The sequence below is a fragment of the Labrenzia sp. R5_0 genome (assembly GCF_017743835.1).
In the GTDB taxonomy this organism is placed as follows: domain Bacteria; phylum Pseudomonadota; class Alphaproteobacteria; order Rhizobiales; family Stappiaceae; genus Roseibium; species Roseibium algicola.
This window is the reverse complement of the sequence record NZ_JAGHRK010000003.1, coordinates 705,157-728,946: the sequence shown is the minus strand read 5'-3', so window position 1 is coordinate 728,946 and position 23,790 is coordinate 705,157. Positions and strand designations below refer to the sequence as shown.

The window sequence follows — 23,790 nt, the reverse complement described above, 5'->3', positions numbered from 1 at the left end:
TTGGCCCTTCTTTCATCAAATTGTCTGCCAGAGACGCAACAGCTTGTGCGGCCGGGTGCTCGCAGCCGAAAGCGCCTGCTCAATACCCGGTGACACAAGCAAGCCAGCCAACACCTGAAACAGAAACCGGCACACAGCAAAGCGTGCGCCTGATCCCTTTTGTGCGGCCGCAAGCATGGCCACATCGTGGAGAACGTGAACATGTACGCAGACTACGACGCCTTCAAAGCAGCGGTTGAACCTCACTGGCAGCGTTACTGGGACGACAACGCGTGGGTTCAAAACTGGTCCAACTGGCAGGATCGGGACAAAATGGACCAGTTTTGCCAGGCTGCTTACAATCTGTACAGGGCTGCCGCAAATAACCGAATGCCATATACCTTGCTTGGCGGCACCGGTATCCGAATGTGCAAAAACCTGATCGCAAACTTCGGTGTGACGGCTGCCAGCGGCATCCAGGAAGACGTAACCAGGAAGCATGTCCGGACGGAACAAAGAGCCCGCAACGATGGCAAAGGCACGCACACGGACGCGGACAACAATATCATCCCTCCCGTGCCCGTCACAGGAGGCGCCATCCTGAGTGAAAAGAAGTGGACGCCTCTTCTCAACGATGCACTCATCATCGGTGCGATCACTGCCCACAAGACCTTCAGTCTGACGCTGGAAACCGCTGAGGCCGGCCTTTTTCGCCAATGCGGCGAGGATTTGCTGGACGAAGAGGTCCCGAAACTGCAGAAGATTCTGCCGCATGTGACCAACCGGAGAAATGCAGAGCACCTTGTGAAGGGAACCGTGGACTATCAAAAGAACCACTGGAAGGAGTTCATGAACCGGAACGCCGGCATGTTCTGGACCTTCGGACAGTACACGGACAGACAAACCAACAGGAAAGCATCATTCCAGAACCCGCGTGTGCTGGCGCGCGAACTGCTTGGCCTGGCGTTTTTCGGCTATCAGCCTGCGTTCGGACAAGGTGAGCTCTATTTCAAGCCACCGCAGGACAACGCCCCGGACCCGACATTCCAAGCCTATGTGAGAGGGCTTAATGATATCGGATTTCACGAAGGCAACAGACACACACGTATCAGGTTGATGTCGAGAATCTCCGAATTCCTGTTCAACGACCCGAGGGCAGTCCAAATGCCGCAGGACAGGGCTTATGGTGAAAGGCGTGTCGAAGCCCGGGTTCGCATTCCCACCTGAACACGACTCCAGAAACCGGCACCACCTGTCCGGTCCACTTTCGACGGGGTTCTTGACCGACCCGAAGAACCCCACTCACGCAGGTTTTTTCGAGTCGTCGCCTACCACACATCTCCGCAGCCCTCGATGTGAAAAACGCAGGCAAGTGCCGTCTTTAGGCCTCGTTTCCATCATGACAGTGCCCGCTTTGCCCGACACGGTTCGAGATATATTTCCGGAGGTGTCCCTTGCGCGTACTCAAAATCCTTTCCGCCCTCGTCCTGCTTCTGACTGCCGCCGCCTTTGTTTACGGATTTGCCGGTTATCTCGATGCCCGAGCCGATGCCTTTCGCCTGTCCGCGCGCGCCGACAGGCTGATTGCCGGCGGCCGAGGCGGTGTCGATCTTGGGCCAAGGCAACTTGCGAAATTGCTGCAGGTCGAGGATCCCGGCTTTGTGGACCATTCCGGTGTTGATCTATCCAGCGCCGGAGGCGGTCTCACCACAATTACCCAATCGCTTGCCAAACGCGTCGGTTTCGAAACATTCCAGCCCGGTATCGCCAAGATCCGGCAGACCGGTTACGCAATCGGGCTGGAACATGAGCTTACCAAGCAGGAAATTCTGGCTCTCTGGCTCGACACCCTGGAAATGGGCCATGGGCCCGACGGTTGGATGACCGGGTTCTTCAGGGCAAGCAATGCCATTTACGGGAAAGCTCCGGCAGAGCTTTCCGAGAGGGAATTTCTCTCCCTTGTCGCGGTCCTTATCGCCCCGTCCACATACCATCTTGGAAAAGACGATCCGAAACTTGAAGACCGGGTTGCGCGGATCGAACGCCTGGTTGCCGGCAGTTGCACACCGCTGGACAATGGCGACGTCTGGCTGGAAGGCTGCCGCGACAAATAGACAAGCCCGAAAAGGTTCCACCTTGACCGGCGCCGGAACCTCGTGTTTTTATCCCGACCCTTGACGCGAGGCTCTCGCGTCTTTCAACCGATCCCGTTTGGAGTGCCTGGACCAATGATCCGATAAAGCAAGACCTGATCCGCAAGGCGAAGCCGCTCACCGGCAGGTCAACCGCGTCCAACACGCGTTTTCCAGTTTCCCTTGTTTTCTTGCTTTTAAGGAGGCCCCATGCACGGCCCGTCCCCCGATACGCTCTATCCCTTCAACGGCGAACCGCACACGGTTTACCTGAAAAACGTGATCACCCGCCCTACCATCGAAGTGGGCGACTTCACCTATTACAACGATGAAAACCACGCAGCGGAGTTTGAAAGCCGCAATGTGCGCTATCACTTCGACTTTGTCGGCGACCGGCTGAAGATCGGGAAGTTCTGCGCGCTGGCGCAGGGAACGACGTTCATCATGAGTGGTGCCAACCATGCCATGACGGGTTTTTCGACCTACCCTTTCAACATCTTCCAAAACGGTTGGGAACAGGGCTTCGATCCTGCGACCATTTTCGACCACCTGAAGGGAGATACCATTGTCGGTCATGATGTCTGGTTCGGAACCAATGCAACAGTGATGCCCGGTGTCACCATCTGCTCCGGGGCAATCATCGGCGCGCACGCGGTGGTCGCGTCCGACGTCCCGCCCTATGCGGTGGTGGTCGGCAATCCTGCCCGGGTGGTAAAACTCCGGTTTGATGAAGCCACTATCGAACGGCTGCTTGAAATCGCCTGGTGGGATTGGCCGGCCGAGACGATCTCCCGGAACCTCAATGCGATCCGCGGCGCGGATATCGAGGCCCTGGAGGCGGCCGCGACAGGGTTGGGCGGTGAGTGTGATGCCAAACGAAACAGCGCCTGATCCGAACGGTCTGGCCGTGCGGACCAAAAGACCTGCAAGGCGTCCCTTTCAAATGGGTGCGCGTTGCGGGGTTGCAGGCTTGAACCGGCACGCCAAAACTAGTGACGGTTGCTTTCAGGCAGGGTAGAAGGCGCTTATGAGCGAAGAACAAAAATATTCCGATGAAGACCTCGAAGCCGGCCGGCTGATGTTCTGCCGTCCGTGGGATTTTCTCACCAGCGTCACCGACATGGCCAACCTGCCGGAAGCGGCCGGAGCGGAGATCGCCTTTGCGGGGCGGTCGAACGTCGGCAAGTCCAGCCTGATCAACGCGCTGACCGGGCGCAAGGACCTTGCCCGGACTTCGGCAACCCCGGGCCGGACACAGATGCTGAACTTCTTCATTGCTCCCGAGACGCCGCTGACGATCGTCGACATGCCGGGATACGGCTATGCGCAGGCGCCCAAGGAACTGGTGGAAGCCTGGACCCAGCTGGTGTTTTCCTATCTGCGCGGTCGGCCGAACCTGCGCCGCGTGATCCTTCTGATCGACAGCCGTCACGGCATCAAGAAGAACGATCTCGAAGCGATGGAACTGCTCGACAAGGCAGCCGTCGTCTATCAGGTCGTGCTGACCAAAGCCGACAAGATCAAACCGCCGCAACTCGTTCGCCTCATCGAGGACACGAAGGCAATCCTGCGCAAACGGGTCGCCGCCCATCCGGAGATTCTGGCCACGTCCTCGGAAAAGAACCGCGGTGTCGACGAACTGCGGGCGGAGCTGTTTCTTCTGGCCACCCAGTGACCCGTCACTCCTGCGCCGATTGTGAAGCCACTTCAAACCGGCTATAGCAGGGGACTTTCGCGAGACGTTTTCCCAGCCACGGTGAGTATTTCCGTTCCATGACCACGCCTGACACCGCCACACGCGCCAACATCATTGCCCATGCCCTGCCTTACATGCAGCGCTACGACAACAAGACCGTTGTCGTGAAATACGGTGGCCATGCCATGGGCGATCCGGAACTCGGCCAGGCCTTCGCACGCGACATCACGCTGCTGCGCCAGTCCGGTGTCAATCCGGTGGTGGTTCATGGCGGCGGGCCGCAGATCGGCAAGATGCTGCAGCGGCTGAACATCGTCAGCGAGTTCAAGGGTGGTCTGCGCGTCACCGACAGGGCCACCGTCGAAGTGGTCGAGATGGTTCTTGCCGGTTCGATCAACAAGGAAATCGTCCAGCTGATCAATGCCGAAGGCGGCCGCGCGGTCGGACTGTGCGGCAAGGACGGCAACCTGGTGACCGCCCGCAAGCTGACCCGGACCGTGGTTGATCCGGACAGCAACATCGAAAGCGTTCTCGATCTCGGCTTCGTCGGCGAACCGGACAAGGTCGACCCGACCGTTTTGAAGCTGGTGCTCAAGGAAGACATCATTCCGGTTGTCGCCCCGGTCGCCCCGGGCGAAGACGGCGAGACCTACAACATCAACGCCGACACCGCTGCCGGCGCCATTGCAGGCTCGCTCAACGCCAAACGGCTGCTGTTCCTGACGGACGTGCCCGGCGTTCTGGACAAGGACGGCAACCTGATCAAGCAGCTCACCGTTGCCAAGGCGCATGAGCTGATTGCCGACGGCACCATTTCCGGCGGCATGATCCCCAAGGTCGAAACCTGTATCGAAGCTTTGGACCGCGGCGTTGAAGGCGTCGTCATCCTGAACGGCAAGGTGCCGCACGCGGTACTGCTGGAACTGTTCACCGACGGCGGCGCAGGGACGTTGATCCGCCCGTGACAGGAAAACGCCCCCTGCCCCACGAGGGCCCGCAGGCTCATCGCCGCGACCTGAGGATCTTCAAAGGCGTCGAAGCCTGGGTCTTCGATCTGGACAATACGCTCTACCCGCACGAGAGCGACCTGTTCCCGCAGATCAACGAACAGATCTCGCGCTATGTGCAGAAGATCCTGAACCTGCCGCCCGATGAGGCAATGGCGCATCAGAAGGAGCTCTACCACGAGTTCGGTACGACCCTGCGCGGGCTGATGACCAACCACGCCATCGACCCGGACGACTACCTGCGTTTCGTCCATGATATCGACTACTCGACCCTGAAACCCGATCCGGACCTTGCAGCCGCGATCGAGGCCTTGCCGGGCCGGAAGTTCATCTTCACCAACGGCGACCGCCCACATGCGGAACGCACGGCGGCTGCGCTCGGCATCGCGGATCATTTCGAGGATATCTTCGACATCGTCTCGGCGGATCTTGTGCCCAAGCCCAACAAGGTCACCTACGAACGTTTCCTGGCACATACCGGCGTCGCGCCGGCACGTGCTGCCATGTTTGAGGACCTGGCCAAGAACCTGAGCGTGCCGCATGCACTTGGCATGTGCACGACGTTGATCCTGCCGACCGGCACGCGGGACGTGTTCCAGGAGACCTGGGACATGGAAGGCGAACCCTATCCGCATGTGGATTTCGTCACCGATGAACTGACCGGGTTCCTGAAGGCCGTTCTTGGCGCCATCAGCTAGCGCCCGACCGCAGGTCAGCCCGCAATATTGCAGAAAACTGTGAAGGCACTGCACAGTTCCTGCACATCGCCAGATGCATAGAAGACCTGCCGGCCGCTTGCGGACCGGCCGGTATCTTCAGCTGAGGCGTTACATGTTACCCACCGGGATCGTCCAACCTCTACAAGCCCCCTCCCGTCCAGGCTCCGGAACGGAAAGGCTCATCAATCACCTCCTGCACAGGCTGCGTCCGGTCTTCGGCAAGGGCTTGTTCGGTCTGGCGGCGACGGAGTTTCTCGCCTTCGGCCTGAAGCAGGCCTATGCCTGCATCTTCGGCGGCCTGTTGCTCGCAATCATCCTTCTGACGCGGTTCGTCTATCCGGAAGACGCCGCGCTCAGTCGCTACGACTTCCTGTTTCTCGCGGCCCTCGGTCTTCAGATCGCAATGCTGGCCACGCGTCTGGAAACGCTGGACGAAGCCAGGATCATCCTGATCTTTCATGTGGTCGGCACGGTCATGGAGATTTTCAAGACCTCCGCCGGGTCCTGGGTCTATCCGGAGGAAAGCCTGTTCCGCACCGGTGACGTGCCCCTGTTCACCGGGTTCATGTATGCCTCCGTCGGCAGCTATCTCGCCCGCGTTTCCCGGATCTTCCACTTCGCCTATAGCGGTTATCCGCCGTTGTGGACCACATGGCTGTTCGCGCTCGCGATCTACGTGAACTTCTTCAGCCACCATTTCATCATCGACCTGCGGCTTGGCCTTTTCGTCTTGCTGTTTTTGCTCTTTGGACGAACCTGGGTCCATTATTCGGTGTTCCGCTACAGGCACAAGATGCCGCTGGTGCTGGGCTTTTTTCTGGTCGCCCTGTTCATCTGGATTGCGGAGAATATCGGCACTTTCGCCCGCGCCTGGCAGTATCCCGACCAGGCCGATGCATGGACACTGGTTTCAATCGCAAAGTTGAATGCATGGGTGCTTCTGATGATCATTTCCTTCGTACTGGTCACCCTTGTGAACAGGCCGAAAAGGGAAAGTTCCGCCGAAAAGGCCTGACCGATCTCGACAGGGTCTCCGGGGTTCATTATTGAAGAATATTCAACTTTCCGGAGATCGACCATGGCGTCCCTGCGTGCGCTACATGCCTTTTCCCTGCTGGCCCGCCACGGGCGTGCGTCGCTTGCGGCCGAAAAGCTCGGGGTTTCGCCTTCGGCGCTGTCCCACCTGATGCGCAAGCTGGAAAACGAGCTTGGTGCGACGCTGGTCAACCGGGATGGTCGCGGGCTCACCCTGACAGAAGAAGGACAGCGCCTGGCCCTGAGCATGGGCGATGCCTTCGACCGCATCGAAGAGGCTGTCGACAGCTTCCGTCGGCGCGGCCGGACGGAGCTGAGGATCAGCACCGTCTCGACCTTTGCCACCCGCTGGCTGATCCCCCGCTTGCCGGATTTCCAGGCGAGCCAGCCGGATGTGGAACTGCTGTTGTCCGCCTCCACTCGCATGGTTGATCTCGATCGCGAAAACTACGATTGCGCCATACGGCTGGGCACCGGAAACTGGCCGAGTGTCGAGAGCCACCTGTTGTGGAAGGAACACCTGGCGGTGGCCCTGGCACCCGGTCTGCTGCGTGGCAAGGATGCCACCGACACATCCGTTCTGAGCGGCCTCAGGCTTCTGCACAGCGCCTCGCGGCGTGGCGACTGGGTGCGCTGGCTGGAGGAGGCCGGGCTCAGCCATTCCGACACGAAATCGGGAACCGTGCTGCAGAGCCGGGATCTCGCCATCCAGGCTGCCATAGCAGGCATGGGCGCGATCGTGATCGACAGACGCTTCGTCTCCCAGGAACTGGAGGCGGGGCACCTGATCATGCCGGACTGGAAACTGGTTGAACTGGAGACCGGATACTGGTTTGTGCGCTCGCCCGCCCGCACCTTGACCCGCCCCGTTGCCGCCTTTCGGGACTGGCTGCAAACCACTGTCTGAACACTGCAATTGGCAACGCCTGCTTGCCATCTTCTTCAAAAAGGCCTCATTATTTGCGCGAGCTGCCAGATAACCATTCAACACAATGGTCCGGCGCAGCTTTTCATGGGGATACTTTGGGGGAAGTATTATGCGTAAGGGGCTTTTGAGCGCCGTCTTGTTGGCGTTCTCATTTGTTTATTTTACCGCCGCTGCCTTGCCGGCATCAGCGGAAACACTGCACTGGCGGTTTGAAAGCAAACACCCGAACATTGTCGATGTGGAACTCTATTCCGATACCCGCCGCGGACACGTCTGGCCGGGCAACAAGAAGATCTACGTGCTCGACGACTTTTCGACTAAGACGATCAACATATCCTGCCAGCGCGGCGAAAAGGTCTGCTATGGCGCCTGGGTGCGCAATCGCAACAATCTCTACTGGGGCGTGGGCTACAAGAACCGCAATCGCTGTTCCAACTGCTGCTACACCTGCAATGGCGGTCAGACCAAGGTGATCGTCCTCAATCCTTGAGGAGCAGATAGCGAAACGGCCAGGCATGATGCCCGGCCGTTCCACCTGACAATTGCCGACCGACGATCAGACGCTTTCGAGCGCGATCGCGATACCCTGGCCGACACCGATGCACATGGTTGCAAGGGCGCGCTTTGCGCCGCGCTGCTGCAGCTCCAGTGCAGCCGTGCCGGCAATACGTGCGCCCGACATGCCGAGCGGGTGCCCGAGTGCGATGGCGCCGCCGTTCGGATTGACGTGGGGTGCATCCTCGGCAATTCCGAGCTGGCGCAGGACGGCAATGCCCTGGCTTGCGAAGGCTTCGTTGAGTTCGACGACATCGAAATCAGTCGGCTTGATGCCAAGCCGTTCGCACAGCTTTTTGGTTGCCGGTGCCGGGCCGATGCCCATGATGCGCGGTTCGACACCTGCCGTCGCACCGCCGGAAATGCGGGCGATCGGCGTCAGACCATACTTGCGGATCGCTGCCTCGGACGCAACGATCAGGGCTGCCGCACCGTCATTGACGCCGGACGCGTTGCCCGCGGTGACGCTGCCGCCTTCGCGGAAGGGTGCCCGCAGTTTGGCCAGAGCTTCCAGCGAGGTTGCGCGCGGATGTTCGTCCCTGTCGACGACAATCGGGTCGCCCTTGCGCTGGGGAATAGTCACCGGAGTGATTTCCCGTGCCAGGCGTCCGTTTTCCTGTGCTGCCGCCGCCTTTTCTTGCGAGCGCAGGGCAAACGCGTCCTGGTCCTCGCGGGAGACGGCATAGTCTTCGGCAACATTCTCGCCGGTTTCAGGCATTGAATCGATGCCGTATTGCTTCTTCATCAGCGGATTGACGAAACGCCAACCGATGGTGGTGTCGAAAATCTCGTTCTGGCGTGAAAACGCTGTTTCCGCCTTGGGCATGACGAAGGGAGCGCGGGACATGGATTCCACGCCGCCGGCAATCGCCAGCTCCATTTCACCCGCCTTGATGGCCCGAGCCGCACTGATGACCGCATCCATGCCCGAACCGCACAGGCGGTTCAACGTGGTGCCGGGCACGGTTTCCGGCAGCCCGGCAAGCAGCAGGCTCATGCGCGCCACGTTGCGGTTGTCTTCACCAGCCTGGTTGGCGCAGCCGAAAAAGACTTCCTCGACCGCCGCCCAGTCCATGTCCTGATTACGCTCCATCAGCGCTTTCAGCGGAATGGCGCCAAGGTCATCGGCGCGGACGGAGGACAGCGCCCCGCCGAAGCGGCCGATGGGCGTACGGATATAGTCGCAGATAAAGGCTTCAGCCATTTCACACCTCGGGAACAACAAGATCGGCGACAGCGCCGGGAACAAGAAGCTCAGCACCGGTCACCGCCTGAAGATCTTCAAGCGACAGGCCGGGCAGTTTTTCACGCAACACGAAGCGGCCGTTCTCGATATCGATCACCGCAAGGCTGGTATAAACGCGAGTCACGCAGCCGACACCGGTGAGCGGCAGCGAACAGCGCTTGACCAGTTTCGGCTGGCCGTTCTTGGTGACGTGGTCGGTGATGACGGCAACCCGCTTGGCACCATGCACGAGATCCATCGCCCCGCCGACTGCAGGCACACCCTTGGGGCCGGTCGACCAGTTGGCGAGGTCGCCGTTTTCGGCAATTTCATAAGCGCCCAGAATGGCCACATCCAGATGACCGCCGCGCACCATCGCGAAGCTGTCGGCATGGTGGAAAAAGGCCGCGCCTGGCTTCAGCGTGACGGCTTTCTTGCCGGCGTTGATCAGGTCCCAGTCCTCCGAACCCGGCTCCGGGGCCTGGCCGAAGCCGAGAAGTCCGTTCTCGGTGTGAAAGATCGCCTCGCGTCCCTCTGGCTGAAACTGGGCGACCTTTTCCGGGAAGCCGATGCCGAGGTTCACATAGGCGCCGTCGGCAATATCCTGTGCCGCGCGCCAGGCAATCTGGTTGTTTGAAAGCTTTTCCATCTCAGGCCTCCAGCGGATAGGCGGCATTGGCGCGGTTGAGGTCTTCTTCCTGCAGCGGATTTGCCACCTCAACGATCTTTTGTACGAAGATACCCGGTGTGACGACGACTTCGGGGTCGATCCCGCCCGCTTCGACGATCCGGCTTGCCTGCACGATGGCCTCCGCGGCAGCCATGCACATCAGCGGATTGAAGTTACGGGCTGCCATGCGATAGGTCAGGTTGCCAAAGGTATCCGCTGTTTCGGCTTTCACCAGCGCAACATCGGCCTTCAGCCAGCGTTCCTGCACGTACATGCGGCCGTCGAATTCGCCGACGGGCTTGTCCCTTGCCAGATCCGTTCCGTAGGACGACGGTGTGTAGAAGGCGGGAATACCTGCTCCGCCCGCGCGGATCCGCTCCGCGAGCGTGCCCTGGGGCACCAGCTCCAGCTCGATGCCGCCCGCAAGATACATCTCGGTAAAGACCACCGGATCGGCAGAGCGCGGGAAAGAACAGATCAACTTGCGGACCATGCCCGCTTCAATAAGTGCGGCCAGGCCCACATGACCGTTGCCGGCATTATTGTTGATGATGACGAGGTCCTTCGGATGCCCCGTTTCGCGATAGCGGTCGATCAGCGCATGGATCAGCTCGATAGGAGATCCGGAACCGCCGAAGCCGCCGATCATCACCGTCATGCCGTCCTCGATCCCCGCCACGGCGGTGGCAAGGTCGGAAACCGTCTTGTCCATCTTTGTCTCCTTTTCGGGCAACGCCTGAAGCGGCCGGCGCTTGCAAGAGGACAGGCTGTCTCCTGAACTCTGGGCCAGCCCGCCAACAGGCTTTGCAGTGCCAAAGGAGATAGCGACGGCAGGTGTCTTTCGTCCAACTGATTTGTGCGATATGCTTCATTTGTTTACATATCGCACAAATCGACATCAGATGAGACAAATCACATGATTGCGGAACGGGACATCATGGGGGGCCTTGCCAAGGGGCTACAGGTCATCGAGACCTTCACCGCCGACCGGCCGCGTCAGTCGATCTCCGAGGTTGCGAATGCATCCGGCCTTGACCGGGCAACCTCCCGCCGCTGCCTGCTGACACTGGCGCATCTGGGATATGCCAACTGGGACGGCAAGTTCTTCACGCTGACCCCGCAGGTGCTGCGGCTGGGGACCGCCTGCCTTGCCACCATGCCCTTGCCCCGTGTGGTGCAGCCTCTGCTCGATCACCTATCGGAGCAGATCGGCGAAAGCTCGTCGGTGTCGATCCTCGACGGTGACGAGATCGTCTATGTGGCACGGGCCGCCCGAACGAAAGTCATGTCGATCGCGCTGATGCCGGGCTCGCGGTTGCCGGCTCATTGCTCCTCCATGGGCCGCGTCATGCTGGCCGCCCTGCCGGAGAGCGAATCCAAGGCGCGGCTGGAGGCCATGACCCTGACGGCGCTGACACCAAAAACCCTCACGCGGGTGGACGCCATTCTGGCCGAACTTGCGACCATCAGAAGCCAGGGTTTCGCGACGATCGATCAGGAGGTCGAACCAGGACTGTGTTCCATCGCGGTTCCGGTTCAAAATTCCCACGGCCACACGATTGCCGCGCTCAATGTCGGTTATGCCAGCACGTCAGCCGCACCGGAAACGGCAAAAACAAAGTTCCTCCCTGCCCTGCTGAACATCCAGACGGAGCTGCGCCCGCTGCTGACGTGAGGTGTATTTGAGTGCAGGACATGGGAGTGTGTCTGCGAAACCTCCCCCTCCCTGTCGGACTGTCCCCGAGCTTGGCACTTACCCCTCACCCTCTCCGTCGTCATCCCGGCCAAGTGAAGCGCGAGCCGGGACCGGGGAGCCCCTGCGATTACTTCTTTGTCCGCAAAACGAACGGTCTCCGCGCCCCGATCCCGGATCTTCGCTGCGCTTCGTCCGGGATGACGATGGAGAGGGAATCCTGAGCTGAGGAAGCCGACGTCTGCCGGCACCCCCTTTTTGATCGCAGCGCATGACCACTTTGTCATTTCAGCCCCATTCAAGCCAATGACCGGGCCTCTTGTTCTTCACCCCGCGCTGCTCCTGCCCTTGCGCCCGTAATCGCCTGCAGCATCGGGGCAAGTTCCGGGTGGCGAAACCTGAAACCTGCGGCGACCAGTTTCGCCGGCACCACACGCTGGCCCGCCAGCATCGTCTCCCGGCCCATGTCGCCGAGCGCCGTCGACAACAACCAGGAAGGCAGGCGCAAGAATGCGGGGCGGTGAAGCGCCTTGGCCAGAGCCATCGTGAATTCCGCATTTCGAACCGGCACGGGTGCCGTGGCGTTGACGGGGCCGGACAGAGTTTCATCTGCCACCGTGCGGGCAATGATACGGACCAAGTCGTCCTGCTCGATCCAGGACATCCACTGGCGGCCAGACCCCATCGCCCCGCCACCACCGAATTCAAACGGTGTCAGCAGCTTTGCCAGAATGCCACCCTCGACTCCGAGAACGAGACCGATCCGCAAGATCACGACTCGCACTCCGTCCCGCTCCACCTTTTGGGCCGCCTGTTCCCAGCGCTCGCAAACTTCGTGGACGAAGGCAGGTTCGAAGTTTGCGTCTTCGGTCAGGGTTTCATCACCGCGCAGACCGTACCAGCCGATGGCAGACCCGTTGATCAGGCAGGCTGGTTTCGTGTCGAGGCGCTCGATCAGCGCCCGCAATGCTTCGGTCATTTCAACACGGGAGCCGATGATCCGGTCGCGTTTGCGGCTCGTCCACAAGCCACTCGCGATCGGGTCTCCTGCCAGGTTGACGATGGCATCGAAGCGCTCGGCATTGTGGATCCGGTCAAGACTTGTGATCACACGGACAGGGTGTTCCAGCTCATCCGCCTTGCGCAGGTCTCGCGTGAGAACCGTGACGAAATGCCCCCCTCTCACCAGCGCTTCCACCAGCCGCTGACCTATGAACCCGGTGCCGCCCGTCACAAGGATATGCCGGCGCGGTGGCAGGGCTGCAACCAGTCCCGCCGGATCTGGACCACCAAGCCTGTCGCTGCGCGCTGCAGCAAGCAGGTCCCGCGCGCTGAAGAGCCCGACACCAAGCGCCGAAACCGTGGAAAGCACACTCCACCAGCCGTAGCTGACGGGCACCAGCGCGCTGGGGAGGAACGACCATTGCCACAGAACCGGCGCGGCCAGGACCAGGATCGCACCATAGTTCAAGGCCAGCAGCGTGTGGTTGATCCTTTCGGTCCATGGCAGCTTTCGGGTCATGTCTTCTTCGACAAAATCCCAAAGCGTGATCAGCACCTCGGCGACAAGGATTGCCGTCAACAGCATGGTGAAGACCCCATGCGGTTCCAGCCAGCCGAAGCAGAGGAAGATCACCGCGTAGAAGAAATTGCGCACACCGTGCAACCGCAGTTCGGTTTTCTGCGACGGACGCCAAGCCAGGCGTTCGCTGCCTTCATGGTGCACGAGCGTATCGAATGCGCCCATGAAAATCTGGATGGAGATCAACGTCCAGAGAACGGGATTATCCATGATCAAGTCTCCATGTCATGAAAGAGTGCGTCCTGGTGAACCAGTTCACCGAAGACGCGGCTCTTGAGGGAAAGGGTGAACAGGAAACGGTCCTTGCCGAGATCCCGGTGTGTGATCGTCAACGCTCCGGGCCGGAGCCAGGCGGGCAGCCGCAACCGCCACCGTCCGGCCTGCAGAAAATAGTGGTCGCTTTCGAAACTGAGGCCGTCTGTCAGGGCATTCACCCGCAGTGCCATGCCAATCCCCGCACCGATATATTCCTCAATGCCGGTCGGGCCCTCGAACCGCTTGGAACTGTGGATCACCTGCGGAAAGCCAGAGCTACGCCCGTATTGGCGGATCCAGAACTGGCCATCGCTCGCGATATCTTCTGTGACGGTGACAACGGCAGGCTGGTTGAAAGAGGATCTGTCAAAGGGGAGTGGACCGCCGACAAGCCGCGCGAGCTGCGCCAGAATGCTTCCGGCAAGGTTCATCCGCATGGTCACGACCAGGCCTTGATAGACGACACTTGCCCCGCCGCTCAGACGTTTGCCGAACCGGCGGCGGACGGCCGCTGGCAGGCCATGCCAGGCGGCTTCTCCCAGAAGATCGCGAAAACGGCGATCGCCAGCTTCGGGCCGCTCCAGAGTGGCGCTTGCGTTTCGCATTTCCATTCCCTCCTGTTATGTCGGTTATTTCTGTATAAAGAGAAATTATTTGGCAAAAAATTTTGAGCCTGAATTCGAGCGGCAAGCCTACTGGCCTCTCACCCGATCTTATCTCGCTGTCCGGCACTTCCATGGGAGCTGCCTGGTAAGGCGAAAACCTGACTCGCCCCAGCTGTCAGCCCTTCTTGCCGCCGATCTTCAGCAGCGAGAGAACCTTGTCGCCCATCTTCATCAAGCTGGCGAGTTTCGACTTCGGCACGCTCAGCATCTGCTCCGACCAGCGATCGGCGGTGGTCAGAAACTGGTGCATCTCCTGCATCCGCTCCAGAGCAACGGGATCAAGCGTCTTCTCCTTTTCCGCCTGGCGCACACAGACATCGATGGCGCGGATCGCCGGATCGATCTCCCGTTCCTTGCGGCCTTTCGCAATCAGCAGCGCCATTTCCCAGACGTCGGTCTCGGCCACGAAGTGCTCCCGGCGATCCCCCGCGACGGGCACTCTCTGGATCAGCCGCCATCCGACAAGTTCCTTCAGGGAGTTGGAGACATTGGACCGGGCAATGCCCAGTTCCTCGGAAATCTGCTCCGCATTCATCGGCACCGGGCTCAGGAACAGCAATGCATGGATCTGCGCTACCGAACGGTTGACGCTCCACTGGCTGCCCATGTCCCCCCAATAGAGGATGAACTTCTCTTTTGCCGACGGATCGGCTTTGTCGGTAATTTCTGTCATGACAGAAATTTGTGACGAAAATCGATTGATGTCAATGGCGAAGTTCGCCAGGGGATGCGGCGCGTGTCAAAAACTCAGCAAGTCAGCCCGTCAGCGCCCGCTTGCGTGAGGCTCCAGGTCGGCAAGGCCCCTGCCGGGCGTGCCAGAACCCCGGCCTGGAACAGGGGCATTCATCCCGGATCCGGCGCCATCTTTCTCATCCGCACTCACCGAGAGAGCTTCTTCCAGCACGGCCAGGCGGTCGAGAATGGCTTCGCGTTTCGCTTCAAGATCGGCGCTGAGCCGGTCGATGTGCTCAAGCTTTTTCAGAAGCTGCGGAATACCGCCTTCGCAAGGCCCGGATCCTTCGTCCGACAGACAGGCGGCCATCGCACGAACTTCGCGCGTCGAAAAACCCGTGGCAATGAAATCGCGGATCCGGGCGGCACGGCGCAAGTCCGCGGCACTATAGCTGCGATAGCCATTTTCCGAACGGCGAGCTTCCATCAGGCCCGACTTTTCATAGTGGCGCAGCATCCGTTCCGTAATGCCAAGCCGTTCGGCTGCTTCCTTGATCTGCATGTCGACCCCTTTCAACACCGGACTAGGGTGCGGACCCTAGCACCTTGACACTAGTGTCAGGGTCAAGCCCTGTTTTCCCGGAAGTGCTCGCTTCAGGCCTTCAAGTGGCGAGGGGCACCCTCCCCATCAAGGGGAGGATGCCCATATTTGCCCTTGGTCACAAATGCTCAGCCTGCCTGGCCCCGAAGCGACCAGCCACCGTCAATCGTGATCACCTGTGCGGTGAGCCACTCGTTGGCGGAGCTGCCGAGCTGCAAGATCCACGGCACAAGATCGGACGTCAGTCCGCGCCGTCCCATCGGAACCTGAGCTGCTTCTGTTTCCTCGATGGTTTGCGCGACTTCCGGCGGCAGGCCCATCATGCCCGTGAGAGCGCCGCTCTTGACGGGACCGGGAGAGACGGCGTTCACCCGTACTCCGTCGCCTGCAAGCTCGATGGCCCAGGACCGTGTCAGATGCTCAAGCGCCGCCTTTGTGGCCGCATAGTGCGCCAGGCCCGGCGCCGCATTCTGGGAGACGGCCGTTCCGATGTTGACGACAGCCCCCTTGCTGTCCCGCAGGGCCGACTGGGCTTCCTTCAACAGAAGAGACGGCGCAACGATATTCACCGCACAGATTTCCGAAAGCGTTTCGGCATCATAGGCCTCGATGGGCAGCGGCTTGCCCGCGCCCGCATTGTTGACGACAAGGTCCAGGCGGCCCCATCGTCCCAGTGCCGCCTCGACAGCGCGCCGGCTGCCGGCCGGGTCGGCACTGTCGGCTTGCACGGCCTCGATTGCCTCGCTCTTGCCGGCAACGCCGGCAAGCTTTGAAGCATCACGTCCGGTGATGACAACATTCGCCCCCTGCCCGGTCAACGCCAGCGCGGTGGCCTCTCCAATTCCGGAGCTTCCGCCTGTTACGATGGCAACCTTGCCCTGCCAGTTTGTCCGTTCATTCATCTTGGCTTGCTTTCCTGAATTAACACCTGCGCATTGCGCGCCAAGCCGGTGTTAGCCGGTTGACGTTAGTGTCAGGGTCAAGCCCGATTTATTGAAAAAATACCCGCGTCAGGCTGGGTGCTGCTGGACGCTGAGGCCGCCATCGACAGTCAGGCAGGCGGCGTTCATGAAGGGGCATTCGTCTGAAATCATGAAGACAGCCGCCCTGGCGATCTCTTCCGGCGTGGCGATACGCCCACCCGGATGCAGTCGCAAGGTCTCCTGCCGGGCAGCCTCTGGATCGGGAAAACTGTTCCAGTAATCGACCACCTTCTGGGTCTGGACATAGCCCGGCGCCAAGGCATTCACCCGGACATTCCGTGCGGCATATTCCAGCGCAAGGGACTTGGTGAGCCCCAGCAGGGCGTGTTTGGCCAGCGGGTAGGGAAAGGTGTGCGGGATGATGGTGAAAGCATGCGTGGAGGCGATATTGAGAATGACCCCGCCACCCTGTTCAAGCAGACCCGGCAACACGGCGCGCGCGCAATTCCACGCCCCCTTCAGGTTGACGTCGAAGCAGCGGTTCCAGTCTTCATCGCTCAGGGACAAAGGCTCGTCGAAGACATTTATCCCGGCATTGTTGATGAGCGCGTTCAACGGACCGATGGTCTCCTGCGCGCGAGCGACCACAGCGGCGACGTCATCCGTGTTCGTGATGTCCCCGGCAAGAGCCGTCAGATACTCTCTTTCCCCGCCCCGATCCGCTACACTGCGGGCAAGAAGTGCTGCGTCCCGGTCCATCAGAACCACGGCAGCGCCTTCGCCGAGACAGGCTCGTACGATGGCAAGACCAATGCCCTGTGCGGCGCCAGTGATCAGGATACGCTTTCCTGAAAGCCGATCAGCCATTGTTCTTCTCCCTGGTCTCCGACACATGCAGAAATGTCATCTTTATCGTTCCCGCCAGTTCCTCCCCCGGCTCCAGAACGCTCAGGCCACCGAGATCCGGCAAATTGTGACCGTTCGGCAGATGGCTCATGGGTTCCAGACAGACAAAGTCTGCAGGTGCCTGCGGGGCAAAGATCATCATCACGTCGAACACCGGATCGCAGCTGAGATCAAGAGCGAGCTCAATATCCGGCCAGTGTAGCCGGGCCTTGCCGGAAAAACCGCCGAAGGCATTGTTGATCCAGCGTGGCGGCACGATCCGCGGCATCGAAAAATCGAGTTCGGAAGGAATGTGCTGCAGACCGTCCGGAAGATGTCCCTCGCCTTCCCGCCACATGTTTTGCACCTTCGTCTGCAGGGTCATGTCGGGCGCTCGCCGGAAAAACGGATGAAACCCGATGCCGAACGGCAGGGCCTTATTGCCAAGGTTCGTCACGCGAAGGCTCAGGGACAGGCAGTCCTCTTCCAGATGAACCTTCTGGTGCGCCTTGAAGGCATAGGGACTATGGGAGGGGTGCTCCCTGACCAGGTCCAGCTCAAGTGAATTGTCGGTCTTTTCCGTCAGGTTCCAGGTATCCAGCCAGCCGTCGCCATGCAGAACAAGCGGTTCGTCGGTGTTGGGCTGAAGTGTGAAGCTCTCCCTCCGGAAGGTGAAGCGATTGCCGGCGATCCGATTTCCGAAGGGCACCAGGGGAAAACAGGCTGCCTTCCTCTCCGGTCCACCGGCAGCTTGCAGGATCGGCGTGCCTCGCCACGCGGCCTGGACAATTGAACCTCCCTCAGGGCTGGCGGTGACCACCAGATCCCCTTGCGCGAGCGTCCAGTCCTGCCCGGCCTCCACGGACATCAGCGGCTTGCTGAAGAGCGCAGGTTGTCGAGAAGGACCGCGATGAGCAGGATCAGGCCACGCACGACATACTGGTAGAAGGCCTGAATGTTCAGGAGGTTCATGACATTTTCGGCAATGCCCATGATCATGACGCCGACAATGACACCCGTCATGGCGGCGCGGCCACCGGCCAGGGAGACTCCGCCGAGGACACAGGCGGAAATCACCGAGAGTTCAAGGCCGGTGGCTGCATTCGGTTGGCCGGATGTGATGCGGGAGGCAAGCATGATGCCTGCGACAGCGCAGATCAGGCCCTGCAAGGCAAAGATCCAGATCCGCATGGACACCACATTCACCCCGGCAAGACGGGCCGCTTCCGGATTACCGCCAATCGCCAGCGTGTTCTTGCCGAAGACCGTGCGGTTCAGCAGAAAACCGAAAGCGATGAAAAGCGCACCCATGACCCAGATCGGCGTGGGGATGCCCAGGAAGCGGGACAGGGCGAGCTGGTAGAACCCGGGGTCGTTGATGCCGACGGCCCGGCCGTCGGACACGATCAGCGCCAGTCCCCGGACGATCTGCATGGTGGCCAGGGTCGTGATCAGCGCGTTGATGCGGAAACAGGCGATGACGAAGCCGTTGACCGCACCCACCAACGCACCGCTAAGCAAAGCTATGATGAGCCCCATAACGATGGAGCCGGTCATGTTGGAAGCAATGACGGCGATCATGCCGGTGAATGCGACCGTCGATCCGACCGAAAGGTCGAAATCGCGCGAAGCGAGGCAGAACATCATCGTGCAGGCGACAATGCCGATTGTCACCACCGACTGCAGCAGGCCGAGGATGTTGCGCTCGGTGAGAAAGTTGGGAACGGTCAGGGAAACGATTGCGAAGGCCACCGCGAAGATGACGACCAGGCCCTGGTCTCCGAGCAAAATTTTCTTGAGAGAATTCATCTGAAACGGCCCCGTTCACACCGTGTGGGCAGCATTTCTGTCCGGCAAGGCCAGGGTCAGAATGTTGCGCTCTTCAAAGGTTTCCCGCGCGAATTGGCCGACCATGCGGCCTTCGCACATGACGATGATGCGGTCGGAAATACCCATCACTTCGGGCAGCTCGCTGGAAACGACCACGATGGCCATACCGCCTTCCGCAAGCTCGTAGAGGATGTCGTAGATCTCCGACTTGGCGCCGACGTCGATGCCGCGTGTCGGCTCGTCGACAATCAGCACCTTCACACCCTGTTCCGACAGCCAGCGGCCCAAAATGACCTTCTGCTGATTGCCGCCGGAGAGATTGACGATGTCCTGCTTCCGCGATGGCGTGCGCACCTTGAGCCGGGCGATGAAGCGATCCGCAAGAGCTGCTTCCTTGCCAAGCTGGAGAATGCCGAAGGAGGACATGTGCCTGCGAGAGGAAATGGCTATGTTTTCCTCGATGGACCGCCCCTGGATGATGCCGTCGTGTTTCCGGTCTTCCGGACACAACACGAGCCCTGCATTGATGGCACCGCGCGGATTGTCTGCAGGCACTTCCTTGCCGTCGATGGAGACCGTGCCGCCGCGCCGCGTGTCCGCACCATAGACAAGGCGCATCAACTCGCTGCGTCCGGCGCCAATCAGGCCGAAGAAGCCCAGGATTTCGCCCTGCCGAACCGAGAATTCGGCCGGTCCGGGAAGCTTTTCGCCGCACATGCCGGACACTTCCAGCCGCACCGGCCCGAACGACCGCTCACGCCAGCCCCAGATGTTGCCGATTTCACGCCCGACCATCTCGGCGATGATCTGGTCGCGGGTCACATTGGCAATGTCGGGGTGATGGGCTGCAAGACGGCCATCCCGCAAAACCGTCAGGCTGTCGCAGAGGTGGAAGATTTCCTCCAGCCGGTGAGACACATAGAGGATCACCGTGCCCTTGGCCTTCAACCGGGCGATCAGCTTGAACAGGATCTCGCTTTCCCTGGAGGACAGGGATGACGTCGGCTCGTCCAGTGCGATGACCCGGGCCTCCATCATCACGGCCTTGGCGATTTCCACCATCTGGCGCGCACCGATGGACAGCGAAGCGACCTTTGCATTGGGATCGACATCGACGCCGATCTCCTCAAGTCGGTTGCGCACGGTCTCGACCAATTGCCGGCCTTCGAGGACGCCACCCCGGTTGGGAAACCGGCCCAGCCAGAGATTTTCCGCCACCGTCAGCTCCGGCACCAGCTGAAGTTCCTGGTGGATCACGATCACTCCGGCCTCAAAGGCATCGCGCACAGACCCGTAGTTCTGCTCGATTCCGTCGATGGAGATGGATCCGCTGTCCGCAGACTGGTCGCCGGAAAGCACCCGGATCAGGGTGGACTTGCCGGCACCGTTCTCGCCCATCAACCCATGTACGGCTCCCTTCTCCACCGAGAAGGAGATGTCCGACAGGGCCTGAACGCCCGGGTAGCTCTTGGATATGTTTTGTACTGACAGATAAGACATGACGCTCGCGCAACAGTTCCCCGGCGACCGCAAGACCGGTCGCCGGATCAGGTGTCAGTCGGGACGGATCACTCGATGCCCAGGTCCTTGCGCACGTCCACATAGGTGTCGCGCAGGGCCAGCGAGCCGGACGTCAGGATGAGCGGCTCCGGTGCCTTGTTGTTGGCAATCCACTCGTACATGTTGAGTGCGGTTTCATAACCGTGGCGCTTCGGCGAGATAATGACCGTACCGTAGAAACCGGTCGCGCTCGGTTTCTTGAACTCGTTGATGGCCGATTCAGCACCTCCGATGCCAACGCCAATGACGTTCTCAGCCGGGATACCGACCGATTCCGTGGCCCGGACCGCGCCGAGAACGGCTTCGTCGTTCAGGCCGAAGGCAATCCACTTCTTCACGTCCGCGTGCTGGTTGAGCACGGTGGTGGCAGCGTTCAGGGCCGCTTCGGTATCGGTCTTGGCCTGGGGCGCGTCATAGATGTTTTCCGCGGGGAAGCCGGCAGCCGTCAGAGCTGCGATAGCGCCTTCGACCCGATCGACGGCCGTCGGAAGCTGGTCGTAGGAAACGCGGATCGCGCCCACTTCGGACATGTCCCAGCCGCGCGCCTCGATCTCGGCCGCAATGGACTGACCGACGGTCTCGCCGATCTTTACCGCGGAAATGCCCATGTGCGGCACGCTTTCGATGGGTTCGCCATCAGCGCCGACAAGTCGGTCATCCACGGTCATCAGCTTCAGGTCGTTGGCGGCTGCCTTGGCCACGATCCCCGGTCCGAGCTTCACATCCGGCACGCAGATGATGAAGCCCTGCGCGCCCTGCGCACCCAGGTTATCGATTGCCGCCTGAACCTTCTCTCCATCCGGTGCACCGATTTCAACAAGGGTGAACCCTTTTTCCTCGGCAGCCTTCTGGGCAAACTTCCACTCGTCCTGGAACCAGGGCTCCTCCGGCTGCTTGACGACGAAACCGATTTTCACGTCAGCGGCATGGGCAGAACCGACGAGGGCAAGGGCCATCACTCCGGTCAGAACGGCTTTCTTCAACACACGCATTGCAGAACCTCCCAATTCATTTCGAGGCGCCCAGCCTCCCGGGGCGCTTCAACAGACCTACTGTGAATCATCATACCAGTCAATTGCCTTTGTATGATGTATCGGATAAGGTTGCCCGACTTTCGATGGCGGACAGTGAAACGCGCAGTTCGCGCAGAGCAAAAAATCCGCTAAAAATGCGGGATCTCATTCCGCCACAAACAGGGAGCAGGCCATTGGAAACGTTGAGGGAGGAGACAGCGACCGCTGATCAGAACAGTGGCAAGCGCCCTCGCGTGCGAAAGAATGTGACGGCTGCTCTGGCGGAAGACATCTGCTCTGAAAAATATCCGGTCGGCGCTCAGCTCCCCCGGGAAAACGACCTGTGCGAAATCTATGGCGTCAGCCGCACGGTCATTCGCGAATCCATCAAGGTTCTGGAATCCAAAGGCATGCTGCGGGTGAAGCCTCGCGTGGGAACCGTGGTGACCGACCGGGAGGACTGGAACATACTGGATGGGGAAGTGCTCGATTGGATCGGCCCCTTCATCCATGAGTTCGACCTGCTTGGATGCATCCTGGAAGCCCGGCGCACGATTGAGCCGGCAGCAGCGGAATTTGCGGCCAAACGCGCCACCTTGCAGGAAATTGCGGCGCTGGAAGCGGCCTGGATGCGGATGCGCGACTCAAATTCCGACCCTGAAGCCTTCACCGAGGCGGACGTCGATTTCCATAGCGTGCTTATGGCCGCCAGCCACAATCAGGTGTTTCGGCGTCTTTCCAGTGCCATTCATACGGCCCTGCATTATACGCTGCATGCGTCCAACACCGCGGTGGAGAGCCGGGACCTTGCCATCGAACTGCATGGCGAACTTGTGGATGCCCTGCGTCTGCGCGACGCCCCGCGGGCCCGGGAAGCCTCGAACCGGATGCTGGACCTGGCCGAGCATGACCTGACTGCGGCCCAGGCTGCTGCAGGGCGTGTCGATCTCTGACCACCCCTTCGCCTGCCGCCCGATGACGTCGCCTTTGCCGGAAACTTAAAGAATGAAGATCACCAAACTCACGACCTATATCGTGCCGCCGCGCTGGCTTTTCCTGAAGATCGAAACCGATGAAGGCGTCACCGGCTGGGGCGAACCCGTGGTCGAAGGCCGTGCCCTGACCACGGAAGCGGCTGTCCATGAACTTTCCGACTATCTCATCGGCAAGGATCCCTTCTTGATCGAGGACCATTGGACGGTGCTTTATCGAGGCGGATTTTACCGGGGCGGCGCGATACACATGAGCGCCCTTGCGGGCATCGACCAGGCCTTGTGGGACATCAAGGGAAAGGCTCTCGGCCAGCCGGTTCACTCGCTGCTTGGCGGCCAGGTACGGGACAGGATCAAGGTGTATTCCTGGATCGGTGGCGACAGGCCTTCGGAGCTGGCAGACAACGCCAGGCAGGTGGTCGAGCGCGGCTTCAAGGCGCTCAAAATGAACGGTTGCGCCGAGCTCCAGATCGTCGACAGCAACTCACGGCTGAACAAGGCTGTGGAGGCGATCGCGAGTGTGCGCGAGGCCGTTGGTCCGGACATCGGCATTGCTGTGGACTTCCACGGGCGGGTGCACAAGCCCATGGCCAAGGTCCTGGCGCGGGAACTTGACCCCTACAAACTGATGTTCATTGAAGAACCGGTGCTTTCCGAAAACAAGGAAGCCCTGCGCGATATCGTCAATCACACCTCGACGCCGATTGCCCTTGGCGAAAGGCTTTATTCCCGCTGGGACTTCAAGTCGGTTTTGTCCGACGGCTATGTGGACATCATCCAGCCGGATCTGTCACACGCGGGCGGGATCACGGAATGCCGGAAGATCGCCGCGATGGCCGAAGCTTACGATGTTGCACTCGCGCCTCATTGCCCGCTTGGCCCCATCGCCCTTGCCGCCTGCCTCCAGGTCGATGCGGTGTCCTACAATGCCTTCATTCAGGAACAGAGCCTCGGTATCCATTACAACAAGTCCAACGACCTGCTGGACTACATCACCAATGCCGATGTCTTCGCCTATGCGGACGGCTTTGCCGCCATCCCGCGGGGACCAGGCCTCGGTATCGAAGTGAACGAGGATTATGTCGTCGAGCGCGCCAAGGAAGGCCACCGCTGGCGCAGTCCGATATGGCGTCATGAAGACGGAAGTCTCGCCGAGTGGTGACCTGAGCGACC

25 protein-coding genes are annotated in these 23,790 nt (G+C 60.4%); 12 read left to right on the top strand and 13 right to left on the bottom strand.

Annotated features, from left to right (window positions below; all coding sequences use genetic code 11):
* Positions 1 to 201: 201 nt before the first annotated feature.
* The 9 genes from J7447_RS18755 (at position 202) to J7447_RS18715 (ending at position 7,986) form a co-directional block, all read left to right on the top strand.
* Positions 202 to 1,206: a hypothetical protein gene (locus J7447_RS18755; RefSeq protein WP_209170550.1), complete on the top strand. Its 1,005-nt coding sequence runs from the start codon at positions 202 to 204 to the stop codon at positions 1,204 to 1,206.
* 227 nt (positions 1,207 to 1,433) lie between these two features.
* Complete coding sequence (locus J7447_RS18750) at positions 1,434 to 2,093, top strand: transglycosylase domain-containing protein (RefSeq protein WP_023002258.1); 660 nt, start codon at positions 1,434 to 1,436, stop codon at positions 2,091 to 2,093.
* A gap of 228 nt (positions 2,094 to 2,321) precedes the next feature.
* A complete protein-coding gene (locus J7447_RS18745; protein ID WP_168686389.1) occupies positions 2,322 to 3,002 on the top strand; it encodes a CatB-related O-acetyltransferase in 681 nt (226 codons plus the stop codon).
* Between the two features lie 136 nt (positions 3,003 to 3,138).
* Positions 3,139 to 3,786: a ribosome biogenesis GTP-binding protein YihA/YsxC gene (yihA, locus tag J7447_RS18740; RefSeq protein ID WP_023002260.1), complete on the top strand. Its 648-nt coding sequence runs from the start codon at positions 3,139 to 3,141 to the stop codon at positions 3,784 to 3,786.
* Between the two features lie 98 nt (positions 3,787 to 3,884).
* Positions 3,885 to 4,772, top strand: a complete 888-nt coding sequence (gene argB, locus J7447_RS18735) for an acetylglutamate kinase (protein ID WP_023002261.1) — start codon at positions 3,885 to 3,887, stop codon at positions 4,770 to 4,772.
* Positions 4,769 to 5,512 carry a pyrimidine 5'-nucleotidase gene (locus J7447_RS18730; protein WP_023002262.1) on the top strand — a complete coding sequence of 248 codons (744 nt, stop codon included), beginning with the start codon at positions 4,769 to 4,771 and terminating at the stop codon, positions 5,510 to 5,512. The genes argB and J7447_RS18730 overlap by 4 nt, the downstream gene beginning before the upstream one ends.
* A gap of 133 nt (positions 5,513 to 5,645) precedes the next feature.
* Positions 5,646 to 6,548 carry a DUF817 domain-containing protein gene (locus J7447_RS18725; protein WP_209170549.1) on the top strand — a complete coding sequence of 301 codons (903 nt, stop codon included), beginning with the start codon at positions 5,646 to 5,648 and terminating at the stop codon, positions 6,546 to 6,548.
* A gap of 63 nt (positions 6,549 to 6,611) precedes the next feature.
* Positions 6,612 to 7,475, top strand: a complete 864-nt coding sequence (locus J7447_RS18720; protein ID WP_023002264.1) for a LysR substrate-binding domain-containing protein — start codon at positions 6,612 to 6,614, stop codon at positions 7,473 to 7,475.
* 130 nt (positions 7,476 to 7,605) lie between these two features.
* Complete coding sequence (locus tag J7447_RS18715; RefSeq protein WP_209170548.1) at positions 7,606 to 7,986, top strand: hypothetical protein; 381 nt, start codon at positions 7,606 to 7,608, stop codon at positions 7,984 to 7,986.
* 66 nt (positions 7,987 to 8,052) lie between these two features.
* On the opposite strand, the gene pcaF is transcribed toward J7447_RS18715, so the two are convergent.
* From pcaF to J7447_RS18700, 3 genes are read right to left on the bottom strand one after another with little or no spacing between them, the layout of a single operon-like run.
* Positions 8,053 to 9,255 carry a 3-oxoadipyl-CoA thiolase gene (gene pcaF / locus J7447_RS18710; protein ID WP_209170547.1) on the bottom strand — a complete coding sequence of 401 codons (1,203 nt, stop codon included), beginning with the start codon at positions 9,253 to 9,255 and terminating at the stop codon, positions 8,053 to 8,055.
* 1 nt (position 9,256) lies between these two features.
* The gene (locus J7447_RS18705; RefSeq protein ID WP_023002267.1) at positions 9,257 to 9,925 is read right to left on the bottom strand and encodes a 3-oxoacid CoA-transferase subunit B; all 669 of its coding nucleotides are present in this window, start codon (positions 9,923 to 9,925) and stop codon (positions 9,257 to 9,259) included.
* A gap of 1 nt (position 9,926) precedes the next feature.
* Positions 9,927 to 10,658 carry a 3-oxoacid CoA-transferase subunit A gene (locus J7447_RS18700; RefSeq protein WP_209170546.1) on the bottom strand — a complete coding sequence of 244 codons (732 nt, stop codon included), beginning with the start codon at positions 10,656 to 10,658 and terminating at the stop codon, positions 9,927 to 9,929.
* A gap of 204 nt (positions 10,659 to 10,862) precedes the next feature.
* Here J7447_RS18700 and J7447_RS18695 point away from each other — a divergent pair, with 204 nt between their 5' ends.
* A complete protein-coding gene (locus J7447_RS18695; RefSeq protein WP_286189291.1) occupies positions 10,863 to 11,621 on the top strand; it encodes an IclR family transcriptional regulator C-terminal domain-containing protein in 759 nt (252 codons plus the stop codon).
* Positions 11,622 to 11,937: 316 nt separating this feature from the next.
* On the opposite strand, the gene J7447_RS18690 is transcribed toward J7447_RS18695, so the two are convergent.
* The 10 genes from J7447_RS18690 to J7447_RS18645 all read right to left on the bottom strand — a co-directional run bounded on the left by J7447_RS18690 (position 11,938) and on the right by J7447_RS18645 (position 21,604).
* Complete coding sequence (locus J7447_RS18690; RefSeq protein WP_209170545.1) at positions 11,938 to 13,431, bottom strand: TIGR01777 family oxidoreductase; 1,494 nt, start codon at positions 13,429 to 13,431, stop codon at positions 11,938 to 11,940.
* Between the two features lie 2 nt (positions 13,432 to 13,433).
* Positions 13,434 to 14,081, bottom strand: a complete 648-nt coding sequence (locus tag J7447_RS18685; protein ID WP_022999788.1) for a DUF4166 domain-containing protein — start codon at positions 14,079 to 14,081, stop codon at positions 13,434 to 13,436.
* A gap of 175 nt (positions 14,082 to 14,256) precedes the next feature.
* Complete coding sequence (locus tag J7447_RS18680) at positions 14,257 to 14,814, bottom strand: MarR family transcriptional regulator (protein ID WP_022999787.1); 558 nt, start codon at positions 14,812 to 14,814, stop codon at positions 14,257 to 14,259.
* 90 nt (positions 14,815 to 14,904) lie between these two features.
* Positions 14,905 to 15,375: a MerR family transcriptional regulator gene (locus J7447_RS18675; protein WP_083660681.1), complete on the bottom strand. Its 471-nt coding sequence runs from the start codon at positions 15,373 to 15,375 to the stop codon at positions 14,905 to 14,907.
* Positions 15,376 to 15,542: 167 nt separating this feature from the next.
* Positions 15,543 to 16,316 (bottom strand): SDR family oxidoreductase, encoded by a 774-nt coding sequence (locus J7447_RS18670; RefSeq protein WP_022999785.1) that lies wholly within the window; start codon positions 16,314 to 16,316, stop codon positions 15,543 to 15,545.
* A 108-nt stretch (positions 16,317 to 16,424) separates the two neighbouring features.
* Positions 16,425 to 17,204, bottom strand: coding sequence for an SDR family oxidoreductase (locus J7447_RS18665; RefSeq protein ID WP_209170544.1), 780 nt, complete (start codon positions 17,202 to 17,204; stop codon positions 16,425 to 16,427).
* Positions 17,197 to 18,090 (bottom strand): aldose 1-epimerase, encoded by an 894-nt coding sequence (locus J7447_RS18660; protein ID WP_209170543.1) that lies wholly within the window; start codon positions 18,088 to 18,090, stop codon positions 17,197 to 17,199. Before J7447_RS18660 ends, J7447_RS18665 begins: the two co-directional genes overlap by 8 nt.
* Positions 18,090 to 19,031 carry an L-arabinose ABC transporter permease AraH gene (gene araH, locus J7447_RS18655; protein ID WP_152508502.1) on the bottom strand — a complete coding sequence of 314 codons (942 nt, stop codon included), beginning with the start codon at positions 19,029 to 19,031 and terminating at the stop codon, positions 18,090 to 18,092. Before araH ends, J7447_RS18660 begins: the two co-directional genes overlap by 1 nt.
* Before the next feature lie 15 nt (positions 19,032 to 19,046).
* Complete coding sequence (gene araG / locus J7447_RS18650) at positions 19,047 to 20,552, bottom strand: L-arabinose ABC transporter ATP-binding protein AraG (RefSeq protein ID WP_209170542.1); 1,506 nt, start codon at positions 20,550 to 20,552, stop codon at positions 19,047 to 19,049.
* Between the two features lie 68 nt (positions 20,553 to 20,620).
* Complete coding sequence (locus J7447_RS18645) at positions 20,621 to 21,604, bottom strand: arabinose ABC transporter substrate-binding protein (protein ID WP_055657489.1); 984 nt, start codon at positions 21,602 to 21,604, stop codon at positions 20,621 to 20,623.
* A 224-nt stretch (positions 21,605 to 21,828) separates the two neighbouring features.
* On the opposite strand from J7447_RS18645, the gene J7447_RS18640 reads away from it, so the two are divergent.
* Positions 21,829 to 22,578 (top strand): FadR/GntR family transcriptional regulator, encoded by a 750-nt coding sequence (locus tag J7447_RS18640; RefSeq protein WP_088665178.1) that lies wholly within the window; start codon positions 21,829 to 21,831, stop codon positions 22,576 to 22,578.
* A 52-nt stretch (positions 22,579 to 22,630) separates the two neighbouring features.
* On the top strand, positions 22,631 to 23,779 hold the full coding sequence (gene dgoD / locus J7447_RS18635) for a galactonate dehydratase (RefSeq protein ID WP_209170541.1): 1,149 nt from the start codon (positions 22,631 to 22,633) through the stop codon (positions 23,777 to 23,779).
* Positions 23,780 to 23,790: the final 11 nt, after the last annotated feature.